This is a genomic window from Micromonospora sp. WMMA1923 (genome assembly GCF_049179195.1).
Taxonomy (GTDB): Bacteria; Actinomycetota; Actinomycetes; order Mycobacteriales; family Micromonosporaceae; genus Micromonospora; species Micromonospora yangpuensis.
Genome location: NZ_JBMHLZ010000001.1, coordinates 3,258,495 through 3,272,233 on the forward strand (window position 1 = coordinate 3,258,495; position 13,739 = coordinate 3,272,233).

General features: G+C 70.2%; 11 protein-coding genes and 2 CRISPR repeat arrays (2 of these 13 cut by a window edge). Of the genes, 2 read left to right on the plus strand and 9 right to left on the minus strand.

The genetic code is table 11. The features are described from left to right. Window positions 1-191: direct repeats of the CRISPR family, unit length 30 nt; it begins 307 nt to the left of the window's first position. Window positions 192-268: 77 nt separating this feature from the next. The 6 genes from ACN28G_RS14665 to ACN28G_RS14690 all read right to left on the minus strand — a co-directional run bounded on the left by ACN28G_RS14665 (window position 269) and on the right by ACN28G_RS14690 (window position 5,693). Further along, complete coding sequence (locus ACN28G_RS14665; protein ID WP_421479392.1) at window positions 269-1,330, minus strand: tyrosine-type recombinase/integrase; 1,062 nt, start codon at window positions 1,328-1,330, stop codon at window positions 269-271. Further along, entirely contained in the window at window positions 1,327-1,800 is a 474-nt protein-coding gene (locus ACN28G_RS14670) for a hypothetical protein (protein ID WP_421479393.1), read from the minus strand. Before ACN28G_RS14670 ends, ACN28G_RS14665 begins: the two co-directional genes overlap by 4 nt. Before the next feature lie 77 nt (window positions 1,801-1,877). Further along, window positions 1,878-3,122: a tryptophan 2,3-dioxygenase family protein gene (locus ACN28G_RS14675; RefSeq protein ID WP_421479394.1), complete on the minus strand. Its 1,245-nt coding sequence runs from the start codon at window positions 3,120-3,122 to the stop codon at window positions 1,878-1,880. After that, window positions 3,119-4,258 carry an aminotransferase class V-fold PLP-dependent enzyme gene (locus ACN28G_RS14680; protein WP_421479395.1) on the minus strand — a complete coding sequence of 380 codons (1,140 nt, stop codon included), beginning with the start codon at window positions 4,256-4,258 and terminating at the stop codon, window positions 3,119-3,121. Before ACN28G_RS14680 ends, ACN28G_RS14675 begins: the two co-directional genes overlap by 4 nt. Then, window positions 4,255-4,977, minus strand: coding sequence for a tryptophan 2,3-dioxygenase family protein (locus ACN28G_RS14685; protein WP_421479396.1), 723 nt, complete (start codon window positions 4,975-4,977; stop codon window positions 4,255-4,257). The genes ACN28G_RS14680 and ACN28G_RS14685 overlap by 4 nt, the downstream gene beginning before the upstream one ends. 65 nt (window positions 4,978-5,042) lie before the next feature. Further along, window positions 5,043-5,693, minus strand: a complete 651-nt coding sequence (locus ACN28G_RS14690) for a hypothetical protein (protein ID WP_421479397.1) — start codon at window positions 5,691-5,693, stop codon at window positions 5,043-5,045. A 325-nt stretch (window positions 5,694-6,018) separates the two neighbouring features. On the opposite strand from ACN28G_RS14690, the gene ACN28G_RS14695 reads away from it, so the two are divergent. Continuing rightward, the gene (locus tag ACN28G_RS14695) at window positions 6,019-6,426 is read left to right on the plus strand and encodes a hypothetical protein (protein ID WP_421479398.1); all 408 of its coding nucleotides are present in this window, start codon (window positions 6,019-6,021) and stop codon (window positions 6,424-6,426) included. Next, entirely contained in the window at window positions 6,423-7,844 is a 1,422-nt protein-coding gene (locus ACN28G_RS14700) for a hypothetical protein (RefSeq protein ID WP_421479399.1), read from the plus strand. The genes ACN28G_RS14695 and ACN28G_RS14700 overlap by 4 nt, the downstream gene beginning before the upstream one ends. A gap of 195 nt (window positions 7,845-8,039) precedes the next feature. Here ACN28G_RS14700 and ACN28G_RS14705 read toward each other — a convergent pair whose 3' ends face one another. The 3 genes from ACN28G_RS14705 to ACN28G_RS14715 form a co-directional block, all read right to left on the minus strand. After that, window positions 8,040-8,591 (minus strand): 2'-5' RNA ligase family protein, encoded by a 552-nt coding sequence (locus ACN28G_RS14705; RefSeq protein ID WP_421479400.1) that lies wholly within the window; start codon window positions 8,589-8,591, stop codon window positions 8,040-8,042. A gap of 147 nt (window positions 8,592-8,738) precedes the next feature. Next, a complete protein-coding gene (locus ACN28G_RS14710) occupies window positions 8,739-11,774 on the minus strand; it encodes an AAA family ATPase (RefSeq protein WP_421479401.1) in 3,036 nt (1,011 codons plus the stop codon). Continuing rightward, a complete protein-coding gene (locus ACN28G_RS14715; RefSeq protein WP_421479402.1) occupies window positions 11,774-12,919 on the minus strand; it encodes an exonuclease SbcCD subunit D in 1,146 nt (381 codons plus the stop codon). Before ACN28G_RS14715 ends, ACN28G_RS14710 begins: the two co-directional genes overlap by 1 nt. Window positions 12,920-13,568: 649 nt before the next feature. Beyond that, window positions 13,569-13,739: direct repeats of the CRISPR family, unit length 30 nt; unit sequence GTCGCTCATCGTCCCTGGAGGGATCGCAAC (it continues 260 nt past the right edge of the window).

Below are 13,739 nucleotides of genomic sequence, written 5' to 3' on the forward strand. Positions count from 1 at the left end.
CTCATCGTCGAGCGGGGCGACCTGGTGTCGCTCATCACCCCTGGAGGGATCGCAACGCGTACACCAGCCACTCGTACTCCGGCAGCAGCCGTTGTCGCTCATCGCTCCTGGAGGGATCGCAACGGATCGGTCAGTTCAAGAGCCAAGGTCGCCATGCTCAGGTCGCTCATCACTCCCGGAGGGATCGCAACACGACCCGGCGAATCGCCGCGGGTCGCTCATCACCCTGGAGGGGACGGCTGACCTCACCAGCAGACCGCCGAGTGGATCATCCGGCGGTCCGGATCTCGTCGTTGTTCGTGGCCAGCAAGGGGTGCTGTTCGCCGGTCAGGGCGCTGAGGGCCCGGGCGACCTCGTACACGTCGGCCCGGACGTACGTGCTGGTGGTGCCGGCGTCCGCTCTGCCGCCGTGGCCGGCGTACTCCCGGGCCACGGCGTAGCCGAAGTGGCGCTCCACCCAGGTCAGGGTCGTGTGTCGGAGCCAGTGGGTGCTGATCTGCTGGGCGGCGACCCAGGGTAGGTGTTTGCCCAAGCGTTGCCACAGGTGGTCGTAGCGTCGGCTGGTGATCGGCTCGCCGGTCCGGTAGCTCAGGAGCGGCTCCTGCGGGTCACCTCGGCCCCGCTGGCTGGCATGCTGCGCCAGCCACCGTGCCAGGGTGACGGACACGGGTTGCCACCGGACGGTACCGCCTTTCTCGCTCAGTTTGACCAGGGCATGGTCGGCGTCGAGATCGACCGGGCGCAGGTGCAGCGCTCCCCCACGTCGGCACGCGGTCTCGATGTGCAGTCTCAACAGGAGGGTGTCGAGGTCCGGATCGTTGCCGGTGGTGCCGGCCACCTCCATGATCAGTTCCAGCTGACGCTCGGTGAGGGCGCGTCGGGTGGTGGCCAGTCGGCGGGGCTTGGCGACGCGTCGCGCGGGGTTCCTGTCCTCGGCTATGAGGCCGTCGGCTGCGGCGTGACTGTAGAGGCAGCGCAGGGCCGAGATGAGATGCTCGGTGGCGGTGCGGCCTCCGCGGGCGTTGCGGCGCGTCACCACCTGGCCTTTCATGGTCTCGACCAGTTGTTTGATCTCCAGCGGGGTCGGCTCGTCGAGGCGGCGGTCTCCCCAGGCGTGGCACACCCGGTTCCAGTACGTGCCGTAGGCGCGTCGGGTCGGGGCGGACACGGCCATGGACACGCGTGGCACGTACTCGTTGAAGGTCGGCATGTCGCCCGGCGGCGGGTTCGGGTCGAGGAGCTGTTCGGGGGTCACCCCCAGGCGGGCGATCAGTGACCGGACGGCGGCCAGCTCGGCGCTGTTGGGGCCCTGACTGCTCGATCCGCTCACGGTGCACCACCCAGTTTCCCTACGTGGGCGGTGAGGAGCGCGTCGAGCAGGTCGAGCGGGTGTACCAGGAGAATGCCGTCGGTTCGGTGTGCTGCCACGAGTACGCGGCCACCGGGGCGGAGACGCAGGTGGTGGCGCAGCCCTTGGGGTAGGCGTAGGTGCCCCTGCGAGGTGACTGTCCATCGGCCGGAGGGGCGCGCGACGGCGGCGACGATGCCTTGTCTTGCGGTGAGGTCGAGTCGTTGTCCGGGTGGCCAGTCCATCTGCCGCACCGGGGATCGGCCGGCGAGGCGTCCTCGGTTGTCGACGGTGGTGATGGTGAAGAACGTCTCGGTGTCACCGGTGAACGGCATCGGCGGGGGCAACGGTAGTCGGCGTGGCGCGGTGGGGGTGCTCCCCGGTGCGTGGTGCAACAGCCACTGGGCCGTGAGCCGTCCGGTGTCGTACGTCTGTTCTGGGGTTTCGGTCATGCCGTTCACCTGGATCCGATGGTCTCGGATGGTCGGTGGTGGTTTCCGGTTCGGGACGGATGGCGGCAGGTGGGGTGTCACGACTCGGGGCCGTTCGGTGGGCCCGCGTCGGGGCAGCGGCGGAATACCGGGTGGTGGCGGGTGTCGGCGAGGTAGGGGGTGCCGTGGGTGTGCCCGGTGCCGGGTTGGTCGGTGCCGAGCATCCGTACGGCGAGTCGGTAGTGGGTGTGGCGCCATTGGCGGAGGGCGGTGGCGAAGGTGGCCATAGCGGGTGCCAGGGTGCGGGCGTCGTCGGCGGTTGTGGTGTGGGTGAGGTGGTCGAGGATGTCGTCCAGGCCGGGTTGTCCGTCGAGGATGCGGGTGCGGACGTGGGGTACGGATCGGTAGGCGGCGGAGTCGCGTCGGTCGGGGTGTGGTCGGCGGCAGAGTGATTCGACGAGTTTGTAGTGGTGTGACTGGATGGCGCTGGCGCCGTCGGTGTGGGGTCGGAACTGGTGGAAGGCCTGTGGTTGCAGGGTTGCCATCACCGACCACAGTGGGGTGCTTTCACGGAGCAGGTTCGCGGCCGTGGTCAGCCGGAGGGCTGCGGTGCGGGTTCGGCCGGTCCGGGTGGCGGTGATGATGTCGCGCAGGTCGACGGCCAGCAGCGCGAAGGTGGTCTCGAAGGTCTGCAGGATGCGGATGAACATCCATTCGTCGTGGACGGTGGAGACGGGGAGCATGCTGGCCCCCAGTAGCAGGTGTTCCTCGGGGGTGCGGTCGATGGTGACGGCGGCGGCGATCTGCGTCGCCACGGTGTGGGGGTCGTCGGCGGTGCGGGGGTCGATGAGTCGCAGCCGGTGCAGGGCGGGTAGGGCGGCTCGGGTGGCGTGTCGGAGTCGTTTGGTGGTGAGGGTGCGGTCGGGTCGCAGGTCGGGCAGGGGTGTGGACGGGTCGTGGGTGGCGGCGAGTTCGAAGGCGATCAGGTCGGCCAGGAGGTGGGCGTGTAGGCGGTCGCGGCGGGCGAGGAGTCGGGCGGCGGGTGCGGGTGGGTCGTCGGGGTCGGGCATGGGTAGGAGGTTCAGTGCGAGGTACGTCGGGTAGGCGTAGCGGCCGTCGGTCTTGTCGAGGGTGTTGGCCAGGAACGCGCGTAGGTGCCGGCCTTGCGTGCCGGGCACGTTCGGGTACTGGTCGCGGGCGGTGCGCAGGAGTCGGGTCCACCGGTCGGGTACGTGGTGTTTGCCGTGGTGGTGGTAGGCGGCGATGACTGCGGTGTAGGGGAAGTGTCGGGCGGTGAGGGGGCGGCGGGTCAGCCAGCGTCGTAGTGGTTCGGTGTCGGTCATCGGTGTGCTCCGGTGGGCTGCCGGCTGTTGGTGCCGGTGCGGCTGGTGGCGAGGGCGTCGCAGAGGGCGGTGATGTCGTCGTGGGTGGTGTAGGCGTGGACGGCCACGCGTACGACGCCGCCTCGGGGTGCCACGGTGATGTGCTGACGGGCCAGGTGCGTGGCGGTCGCTTCGGCGTTCGGGACCACCAGGGCCAGGTGGGCGCCCTGCCGGTCGGGGTCGTGGTGGAGGCGTACCGTCTCGCCTTGTGCGGTGAGCCGGTGGGCCGCGTCGGTGATCAGCTGCTGGGTGTGGCGGCGTACCTGGGTGAGGTCGAGGGTTTCGATCAGGGTGAGGCCGGCGGCGGCGGTGTAGGCCGCGGCGGCCGAGGGGGTGCCGGCGGTGAACCGGAATGCCGGGGTCGGCACGTCGGTGTCGAAGGCGGCGTGCCGGTCGTGGTCGGTGGCGGGTTCGAAGCCGATGCGGTGGGGGTCGCGGGCGTAGAGGAACGCCAGGCCGGGTAGGCCGAGCAGGTACTTGCCGGTGCCGGCGACGAGGTAGTCGCAGCGCAGGGTGTCGACGGACAGGGGCATGACGCCGGCGGCCTGGTAGGCGTCGACGAAGACCGCGGCGCCGGCGGCGTGCGCGGCGTTGGCGATGCGGGCGACGTCCAGACCGATCGCGTCGCGGTAGGTGACCGCCGGTACGGACACCAGCGCGGTACGGGTGGTGATGGCGGACAGGTAGGCGTCCTCGGTGGTGTCGCACCAGCGGACCTGTGCTCCGCCGGACTGTTGGGCCAGCCAGGCGTGGGCGATGCCGGGGAACTCGGCGTAGCTGCCGAGCAGGTCGGGACGGCTGCGCCACCGGCGGCCGGCCACGGCTTGGAGTGCGGCGATCCGGGCGTTGGGCACGATCATGACCTGGTCTGTGTGGGCGTCGATCAGGTGGGCGAAACGTTGCCGGGCGTGGCGCAGCTGCTCCTCGCAGGCCGCCCAGAAACCGCAGCCGGCGAGGTCGTCGGCCATGGCGGTCAGGGCGTGGTCCAGGTCGGTGCTGCGGGCGGTGATGCTGCAGGTGGCCAGGTGCACGGTGTGGGCCAGGCTGGGGAACCGGGCCCGGATCGCGGTCACCGGCGTGCTCGTCGGCGTGGTCATCGGCGGTCCTGGTGGCCGTGGCGTCCCCGGGGGCTGTGGTCGGTCAGTTCCGTGCGGGCCTGCCACAGGCTGGGGAACCGGCGGTGGCTGATCAGCGTGGCCAGGGCGTTCACCGGCATGTCGCGGGTGCCCAGGACGTCGGCGCCGATGATGCGGGTGGCCAACTGGTAGTGCTCGGTGCGCCACGACGCGATGCGTTCGTCGAGGTCCACCAGTGCCTCGGCGAGCCGGTACAGCGGATCGGACGGCTGCTCCCGGTAGATCCCGGCGGGCGTGACATCCAACGAGGTCAGCAGGCTGGTGAACGCGATGTCGAGGTCAATGGTGGCGGATCTGAGCTGCTGCCAGCCCGGCGACTCGAATCCTGAGCCGTTGCCGAGGACGGTGCGGATGAGCGCGAACTGTGCCGGTTGCAGCTGGCGCAGCATCTGCAACTGGTCGGTGATCAGGCGCAGGCCCAGGCAGGCGCGTCGTAGCAACAGTTCGGCCTCCCCCACCCGTCCGGTGGTGAGGTGGGTGAGGGTCCCGGCCAGGTGGGTGCGGGCGAGCTTCAGCCACAGCTCGGCGCTCTGGTGCACGATCTGGAACATCAACTCGTCCGGATGCACCCACTCGGCGGGGCCCCGTTGCAGAGCGAGCAGGTCGTCGGTGCGCAGGTAACGGGCGTAGTCGGTGGTGCCGCCTCCGGGCAGGACGGCGGGCAGGGTCTTCGAGGGCACAGTCGGGGCTCCACTTCGAGGGATCCGGACAGGAACAGCCCGCGGGTCGGCGTGGACCCGGCACGTCAGCTGCGCAGACGGTCCAGCGCGCCGGCGGCGGTGCGGGCAAGCCGGTCGACCACACCGTCGGGCAGGGCGGTCTCCAGGCGCAGCGGGGCCGCGACGATGCTCAGGTACAGGTTGTTGTCGTAGGTCACGACATGGGTGCCGGTCAGCTCGTCGGTGTACGTGTAGGCGGCGGCACCGACCCCGGTGACGTCGGTGACCGGGCCGGTTTCCTGCTGCACGGCCCGCAGGCCCTCGTACATCCGCTGCCCGGACCGCGGGCCGTCGACGGTCACCAGCACGTTGACCACGGCCCCGTCGGGCAGTCGCCCGAGGGTCACCGCGCACATCATGGTCGTACCGGTGCCGGCCCGCCGGAACTGACTCCGCCGGTCGCTGACGGTCCCGTACTCCTGCCGGAGCGCGGTGAGGTCCAGGACGTCGCACAGCTTACCGACCCGGCGGTAGGTGACAGACGGCAGCGGTACGGCCGACGCGGTGGGTGAGCTGGCAGCCGACGTGCCGGCGGCGGCCGGCGGTGTCGTCGGTGCCGTCGGCGCGCACGCGGTGAGACCGGCGGCGAGCAGCACCGCGCCGACTCCCCCGCCGGGACGCGGCAGCCGGAGGCGCCGGCCATGGGTCTTGCGGATCGAGGTCACGTATTTCTCCATCGTGGTGAGGCCGCCTCAACGACTGCGTGAGAATCAGCTGGGCGGGGTGAGCCATTACCCGTCGCCGCCTCCGGTTCGAGGGTGTGTCGGGTTCCCGGAGAATTCATCACAGGCGGGTTGGGTGCGTCCATCGATACGGCTATCCGTAGTCGCTTTCGATCGCCACTTGAGCGGCACCGAGCAGCGGAAATGCGTCATAGCGTCACATGCGCCCTTTGATGATCATGCGGTCGGTGGCTAATGTGGAATCGACCGACCGGATTCCGCTCGACAGGCCCGGCATAGGCACCGTCCCGCAATTCCACCGCGAACCCAAGGTAGGCACGTGACCCTCCACCTGCTCCTCGACGCCGAACGCGGCCTGCACACCGACGCCGACCCGGACGGGCTGGCCGCACAGACGGCACTGCTCGTCGCGTACTCGTCGGCCATGTCAGCCGCCGCCCTCGACAACGACACCGCGGACAACTGGACATTCGCCGCCCTGAGCATCCGGGAAGGCCTCGGCCGGCTCACCGAGCAACTGCACGACGTCCCGACACCTATCGCCGACCCACCACAGCTCGACCCGCAGAACATCACCGAGGCCCGCCCGAGGATCCGCGCTCTGGTCGCCGCACTGGCCGCGTTCTACACCGCCGCGGCACAGCGCGAATCCGGACTGCCCTGGCGCAGACTCGCGTGGGCATCCGTCGCCCAGCACCTGGACCGGGCCGCCCGCGAAACCCCATGACCTACGGGGAACACCTCGACCACGCCGCAGCCGCCCTCGCCGACGTCCAGACGCGCCTGCGGCACCCACGACCCGCCGGCATCACCGACCACGCCGCCGCCGCGATCGCCCGCACCCAGCTCTACCGAGGGCTCGAACGGCAGGTGGCCCGCATCATGGTCACCGGGCAGGAAAGCACCTTCGCCTGGGAACTCCACAAGGCCACCCGCGCCACCGCGTCGATGGTGCCGCTGCCACCCCACTCCGAGCATCCGGCGGCGACGTCCCTGCGCCGGGCAGCCGACCACATCCGTACCGCCGCCGAGATCCTCGGCCTGCAGTTCGACGCCACCACCGGCCGGCCGCGCACCACCGACGGCCTGGCCATCGCCCGAGGCATCAACCGGAGCGCCAACCTCACCGCCCTGGCCCGCCTGGCCCGCGCCGCCAGCGAAATCGACAGTCCCCTCGCCACCTGGCTCCGCGACGGTCACCTCGCCGGCAGCGGCCAACCCATCGTCGCCACCGCCGCCACCGACGCCGCACGCACCAGCATCTCACTGCACCACGCCGCGAACAGCGTCATCACCGGCCCAGCCGACCGCCACCCGCTCCACGCACTCGCACCACCACCCCTGACCGACGTCGCGGAACGCTGGACCTCCCTGCAGGAACCCCGCGACACCATCACCGCCGTCGACGCCGCCCGAACCTGGCTGATGCAACACCACCGCGACCTGACCGCCGTCGACATCACCACCCTCACCCGCACCGGCCTGGCCCTGACCTACGAAGCCGACTACCTCATCCGCCTCGGCGCCCCACGCGGCACCCCGCTGCACTCCACCCCGACCGCCGCCGCGGCCTGGCGACAGGCGGCGCAGGCCGCAGAACACCTACGCAGCCTCGACACACCCCAACCAGGAGTCGGCCCCACCGTCCTCGCCGCCACCGAACAATGGCTCCGCCAGCACCTGCGCCCCCACGGCACCTGGGCCGAACCCGCCGAACTCCACCGCCAACACACCACCGACTGGCGCACCATCGGCATCGCCCTCGCCGCCCGCCTGCCCGACCTCGCCGCCCTCGTCCACACCGGCAGCCGCGAAGCCATCGACCGGGGACGCCTCCTCGAAGCCGCCCCACGCGCGCTGGGCCGCCCCTCACCGACTCCCCGCTGGACCACAGCGACCATCGGCACCAGGCGAGGCGTCGATCTACTCCTCACCACCTCGCACCTGCGGGCCGAAACCCTCACCATGACCCGGGAGGCCGGAACCACACCCACCCCCGGCCTCACCGAAGCCGACCCCCGCCATCCGACCCACCGCGACCCGCCCCGCACCCGAGCCGCCGAACTGACCCCGGCCCACCACCCCGACGGGCAACAGCCCCACCACCAGAGCACCGACCCGGCCGGACCCGACCTTCAGGGCTGAGCGAGACCCTTCAGGAACACCCGCGGCCACAGCCGGTCCGGCTCGGCCGCCCGGACCCCGCCTGACGCCACAACCCCCGACGTCGGTGAGCACGGTCCAGGAGCCCGCACCGGGTACCGTCTACGTGCCCGTCCAGGTGGTGCCGTCCGTGTGCCGGGCGGTCACCTGCACCCCCTTTACCCGGCACCCCGCCGGTCATCGACGCTCCGGCCCGGTCGCCCGGTAAGCGCTCGCCGGACCGGAGAGGAGCGCCACCGTCCGGCTCTCCCCGTCGTAGCTGCGCGCCGCCACGAACTCACCGCCCGGCCGATCCACCCCGGCGACGGCTCGGGCCAGCCGCCGGTCAGCGTCGCGGAAGCGCAGCGCCAGGCTCAGGTGCGGCACCCAACGCCCCGGCCGGTGCCACGGATTGCCCCGCTCGTGGCCACCGAGCACGTCCCAGACCGCGGCGTGCAGCGCCACCAGCTCGGGGCCGGGACGGACCAGCCAGACCAGCGGCGCGCTGCCGTCGAGCACCTCGATCCGGTCCAGCCGGACCGGCAGCGGCAGCACGGCGGCGCAGAGGGCGGCGATCCGCTCCTCAGCGCCGGGCGGGAAGGCCTCCACGGCCGCCAGGGTCAGGTGCGGCCGGTTGGTGGGGTGGACGTTGCGGGCCAGACTGGGCAGCCCGGCGGCGGCCAGCCGGTCCCACGCCGCCCGCACCGCCTCCTCCAGCCCCGGCGAACAGAGCAGCTCGACCGTACGCACGCCCACAGGCTAACTAACAGCGATGATCTGACGCCCGCAGTTCGGGACGCAGGAAGAAGTGCGTCACCCTCCGCGCCGTGCAGCGCGGCGGCCCCGGGTACGCCACGGACGGCCCGGCTGCCGCCTTCCGGGGGACCCGCAGCTTGCTCAGTCGAACGCGCTGACCTCGACCGCGACGGACGAACCGGTTGCTGTCTTACGCACGTGAAGACGCGCCGGAATACGTCTGCGCAGTTCGGCGACGTGACTGACCAGACCGACGGTACGCCCGCCGGCTCGCAGGCCGTCGAGGGTGTCGAGCACCTCATCCAGGGCCTCAGGGTCGAGGGTGCCGAATCCCTCGTCGACGAAGAGGCTGCCGAGTTGGGTACCGCCGGCCTCGGCCAGGACGACGTCACTGAGGCCGAGGGCCAGGCACAACGAAACCAGGAAGGTCTCTCCCCCGGAAAGGGTAGCCGGACGGCGATCCTGACCGGTCCAGGCGTCGACAACGGACAAGCCGAGCCCGTTGCGCCCGGCACGCCGACCGGTGTCCGACTCGGTGACATGGCGCAGCAGGTAACGGTTCGCGGTGACCTGCGCGAGACGGGTGTTCGCGGCGGTCACGACATGCCGGAACCGGTGGGTCAGCACGTAGGTGGACAGGGTCATCCGGGTACCGCTGTCAGTGCTCTTGCCCTCGACGAGTTGAGCGAGACGGTTGGCGGTCTCGTAGTCGGCGCGCAGGGGTGACCAGCGGGTAAGGGCATCGGCCAGGGCCGGTTCCAGCTGCGTCAGCCGATCGCGTTGACCGAGGGCGAGTTCGTGCTGGGCATGCAGGTCGCTGGCGTGTCGCCGGGCACTCTGGTACGCCGTTTCGCTGCCGTCGACGTCTGGTGCGGGCTGCTGGGCGGCGGCGAGCAGTTCGGGATCCTGGAGTCGCCCGGTGGTCTTGTGGTACTCGCTGTCGAAGGTGTCGATCCGCTCCTGCAGCTCGACGATCTCGGCCTCGGCCAGGGCGGCTTTCCGGGCTGCCGCCGCGTCGGTGAACTCCGACATGGTCAGGTGGTGGTGTGCCTGCAGGCGGGCGTCGGTGAGTTCCTTCGCCGCCTGCTGCCACTGGCCCAGGTGATTAGCGGCGGCCTTGACCTCGGCGATCTCCTGGGTCAGCCGGGTCACCCGTACCCGCAGGCTCTTGTCCTCGCCGCGCACGGCATCGATGGTGGCGGTGAGTTCGGTGATCTGTCCGGTCAGGGCGTCCTGGTGGGCGGTCGCTGCCGACTCCTCGCGGCCGATGGTGGCTGATTCGTCGTGTTGTTCGTCGAGCAGCACGGTGATGGTCTTCAGTTGGGCACCGAGTTCGTCGGCCAGTTTCGCTGCCTCGGTCGCCGTTCGGACCGCCTTACGGGCCTCGGCGACGGCCGCCTTCGCCTGGACGGCGGTCAGCTCACCGATCTCCTCGCTGACCTCCTGGAGTTGGGTGGCGATCCGTTCGGCGGTCACCTCGGCGGCGCGGCGTTCGTCGAGCCGCATGCCCGCCTGCGCCTTGGCGTGGTCCTCGTCGGTGGCGGAGACGGCGTCGGCTGCGGCTCGAGCGGGATCAGGGTGCTCCGGAGAGCCGCAGACCCCGCAGGGCTGTCCGGGCTGCAGCTCGCCGGCGAGCTCTGCTGCCATGCCGGCCAGCCGACGACGGCGTACGTCGAGATGTCGGGCCTCCGCGGCCTGGTGGCGGTCGGTGGCGGCACGCCGTTCCTCCTCGGCGGCGGTGAGCTGTCCGACGAGGTCGTCCCGCCGTTTGCACGCCTTGGCGCGCTTCTGGGCGTCGGCCAGGAGCAGTTCGGCGGCGTTCTTGCCGGCGGCCACCGCGAGGGTCTGTTCGTGCCGGGCGGTGATCTCGGCGTGCTCGACGGGCAACTCGGCGAGCGACGTGTTGACCTTCTCGCTTCGGCGGGCCAGGTCTTCGAGTTTCTTGCGCAGCGTGGTCTGCTGACGCAGGAGTGCGGTCCGCCGGGTCTCACTGTCGATCGCGCCCTGGGTGGTGTGCAGCTGCGCGGCCCGGCTCTGCTCTGCGTGGGTCAGCGCGTCGAGGTCGAGATCGGCCACGTTGACCGTGCCGGCCGGCCCCGTGCGGTCCGGCAGCACCGCGATGTCGGCGGGCAGGGCGACGAGGTGGTCGATCGTCCTACGGCGGAACAACTCCAGGTTCTTCTGTCGGTGGTCGACCTGGTCGAGGTACGGCCTGAGCACCGCCGCGGCGTGGGCGAGGTCGAGCTGGCGTCTCCAACGGTCGCGCTCCGGCTTGCGGTCGTGCAGCTCGTCGCGCTGCTGCAACGCCGTACGATGCTCACGTTGCTGCCCGGCCAGCGTGGCGGCTGCCTGCCGGACCTGGTCAAGGCGCTTCTCCTCCGCCGCACCTGCAGTCGCGCTCCCGCTGAGCCTCTCGACCAGTTCACCGACCCGCTTGCGGTGGGCGGAAGCCCAGCCCGCCACCTCACCGAGGCTGTCGGGCTTGTCGAGATCGGTGGGCACCTCGGCCTTCACCACTTCGGCGAAACGCTGCGTGAGGTCACGGATCTCACCGACGGCGGCCCGTTCCCGCTGGCCGAGTCGCGTGCGGTGATCGGCCAGCCAGCCCTCCGCGCGGGTGAAGATCTCGATGTCGAACAGACGCCGCAGCACTCCCTGCCGGTCGTCGGGAGAAGCCTGCAGGAACGTGGCAAAGCCGCCCTGCGGCAGCAGCACCACCTGGCAGAACTGGTCCACGTCGAGCCCGATCTCCGACCTGATCAGATCCGCGGCTTCCCGATGGTCACGGGTGACGAACGACTGGGTACCGTCCGGCATCAGCTCGATGACCTCGACGTGCGCCGTCTCCCGGGTGGTGCCGGTGCCCCGTTTGCGGGGACGAACCCATTCCGGGGTACGGGTGATCAACAGTCTTTTGTTGGTAAGGGTGACATCGAGTTCGACCCGGGGACCATCGCCAGCGGCGGCGTGGTGGGAGTGCAACGACTTCGCGTCGTCCCGAAAGCCGGGCACGGCTCCGTACAGGGCGAAGCAGATCCCGTCCAGGATCGTGGTCTTTCCCGCACCGGTGTCACCGTGGATCAGGAACAAGCCGTCAGCCGTGAGTGCCTCGAAGTCGACGCCGACCGTATGCGGGAACGGTCCGAACGCGGTCATGGTCAGCCGGTGAAGTCGCATCAGCGGGTCACCTCCGCACGACGCAACTCGTCGAAGGCACGATGCAGCAGCGCGACTTCGTCACCGTCGGCGGACCGACCCCGGACCTCGGTGACGAAGTCGAGCGCCACCTCGACCGGCGCCAACCGGTCGAGCTCGGCGAGAGTACGGCTGCCCACCTCGACCGCCACGCTCGGCACGACGAGCTTCAGCAGATGCGGAAACCGGCGCTTGAGCCGCTCGTACGGCGACACCGGTCGCACCCGGTCGGTGAGCGTCGCCTCGACCCAACACTGCTCGTAGGCGCCGTAGATCGGGCTGTTCAGCAACTCCTCGACGGTGCCGGTGAGCCGGGCCATCCGCCTCGGCACCGGCGCGGGAACCTCCTCGACCCCACACAACCCGCCGCCGTCCAGATCGACAAGGTACGACGACTTGATGTGGGCGGCCTCGGAGAAACTGAAAGCCAACGGCGATCCGCTGTACCGAAGCCCCTCGGCCAACCGCTGACGTCCGTGCAGGTGCCCGAGCGCGACGTAGTCGACACCCTCGAACACGGCACCGGGCACATGCTGCACACCACCCACGCTGATGTCCCGCTCGGTGTCACACTGCTGCCCACCGGAAACGAACGCGTGCGCCATCACCACAGACCGGTAACCCGGGCGGACAGCCAGATCCGACCGAACCTTCCCCATCGCGACACGCAGCGCCGCCGCATGGCTGCGCTCCTCCACCGCCCAGTCCGTCACCGCCGAAGCGGGCTCAAGGAACGGCACCGGGTAACACGCGACCCTGGTCTCGTCGTCCTCCAACAGCACCGGCGTACCCACCGCCGCCGTGCCCACCCGCACGTGAACCCCGGCGCGTTCCAACAACCGGGAGCCGACCCCCAACCGCGCCGGCGAATCATGGTTCCCCGCGATGACCACCACCGAGGTCCCCGCTTCCACCACCAGCCGGGTCTGCGCCTGGTCCCACAGACCGACAGCGTCAGGCGGTGGCACCGCCCGGTCGTAGAGGTCACCGGCGATAAGCACCGCATCGACCCGTTCACTGCGGGCGACGTCCACCAGGTGATCGACGAACGCCTGATGGGCATCGTGCAGGCTGAGACCGTGCAGCTGACGACCCAGATGCCAGTCCGAGGTGTGAAGGAAACGCACGAGCGGTGACGCTAGGACACCCATCGACCGCCGCACATCAACCCAGCCGACCACAGTCCCGTCCGAAAATCGAGCGTGTCCGGGCAGTCCGAACACGACGGTTCTGGTATCCCGCGCCAGGAAAACGCAGCAAGCCCACCGATTCACCTCGCCAGCAGCGCGACGGGTTGTCGGTTAGTCGACAGAGGCTGCCACGGTGTTGATCCAGCCGGCATGATCCAGCTTCGTGAGGGGGCGATGCAGGTCGCCACCTACCGGCCGGCAGTTCACGAGCGCACGACGAGAGCCAACCCGAGCGCCCACGTTTCGACGCTCACCGAGAAGAGAAGATTGGGTACGGTCACTTCACCGGTGATCACCAATGTCGCATCGTCATCAGGAAGATCCGGGCCCCTGTGCAACCGTCCGGCCGGCGCCTGCAGGGTGGGATGCGTCGGCTCCGTCGCTGTTCTGCCACCCTCGGCGTCGGCAGTGAAGGTCCAATTGGGCGGAGGTTGGCCGGCGGCGCCCGGACGGCTTGGGGTTCCACCTGACCGGACCCACCTTGGTCAGCGCTCTGACCAGCACAGATGCACAACCGCCGGTCCGCTGCAAAAATGGCGTCAGCAGGCGCATCGGCACCTACCCTGACCTGCAACTTAAGGTTCGAGTCGCTCATCGTCCCTGGAGGGATCGCAACATCGGCACGACGATCGAGCTGTCGACGAGGGTGGTGTCGCTCATCGTCCCTGGAGGGATCGCAACCCCCACCGGTCAACCCCAACCGTGACCGTGACCAGCCGTCGCTCATCGTCCCTGGAGGGATCGCAACGACCGGGTC

Excerpts from the sequence above, each read along its gene's own strand:
- ACN28G_RS14690 (WP_421479397.1), bottom strand. The coding sequence starts at position 5,693 with ATGGAGAAATACGTGACCTCGATCCGCAAGACCCATGGCCGGCGCCTC.
- ACN28G_RS14670 (WP_421479393.1), bottom strand. The coding sequence starts at position 1,800 with ATGACCGAAACCCCAGAACAGACGTACGACACCGGACGGCTCACGGCC.
- ACN28G_RS14680 (WP_421479395.1), bottom strand. The coding sequence starts at position 4,258 with ATGACCACGCCGACGAGCACGCCGGTGACCGCGATCCGGGCCCGGTTC.
- ACN28G_RS14700 (WP_421479399.1), top strand. The coding sequence starts at position 6,423 with ATGACCTACGGGGAACACCTCGACCACGCCGCAGCCGCCCTCGCCGAC.
- ACN28G_RS14710 (WP_421479401.1), bottom strand. The coding sequence starts at position 11,774 with ATGCGACTTCACCGGCTGACCATGACCGCGTTCGGACCGTTCCCGCAT.
- ACN28G_RS14675 (WP_421479394.1), bottom strand. The coding sequence starts at position 3,122 with ATGACCGACACCGAACCACTACGACGCTGGCTGACCCGCCGCCCCCTC.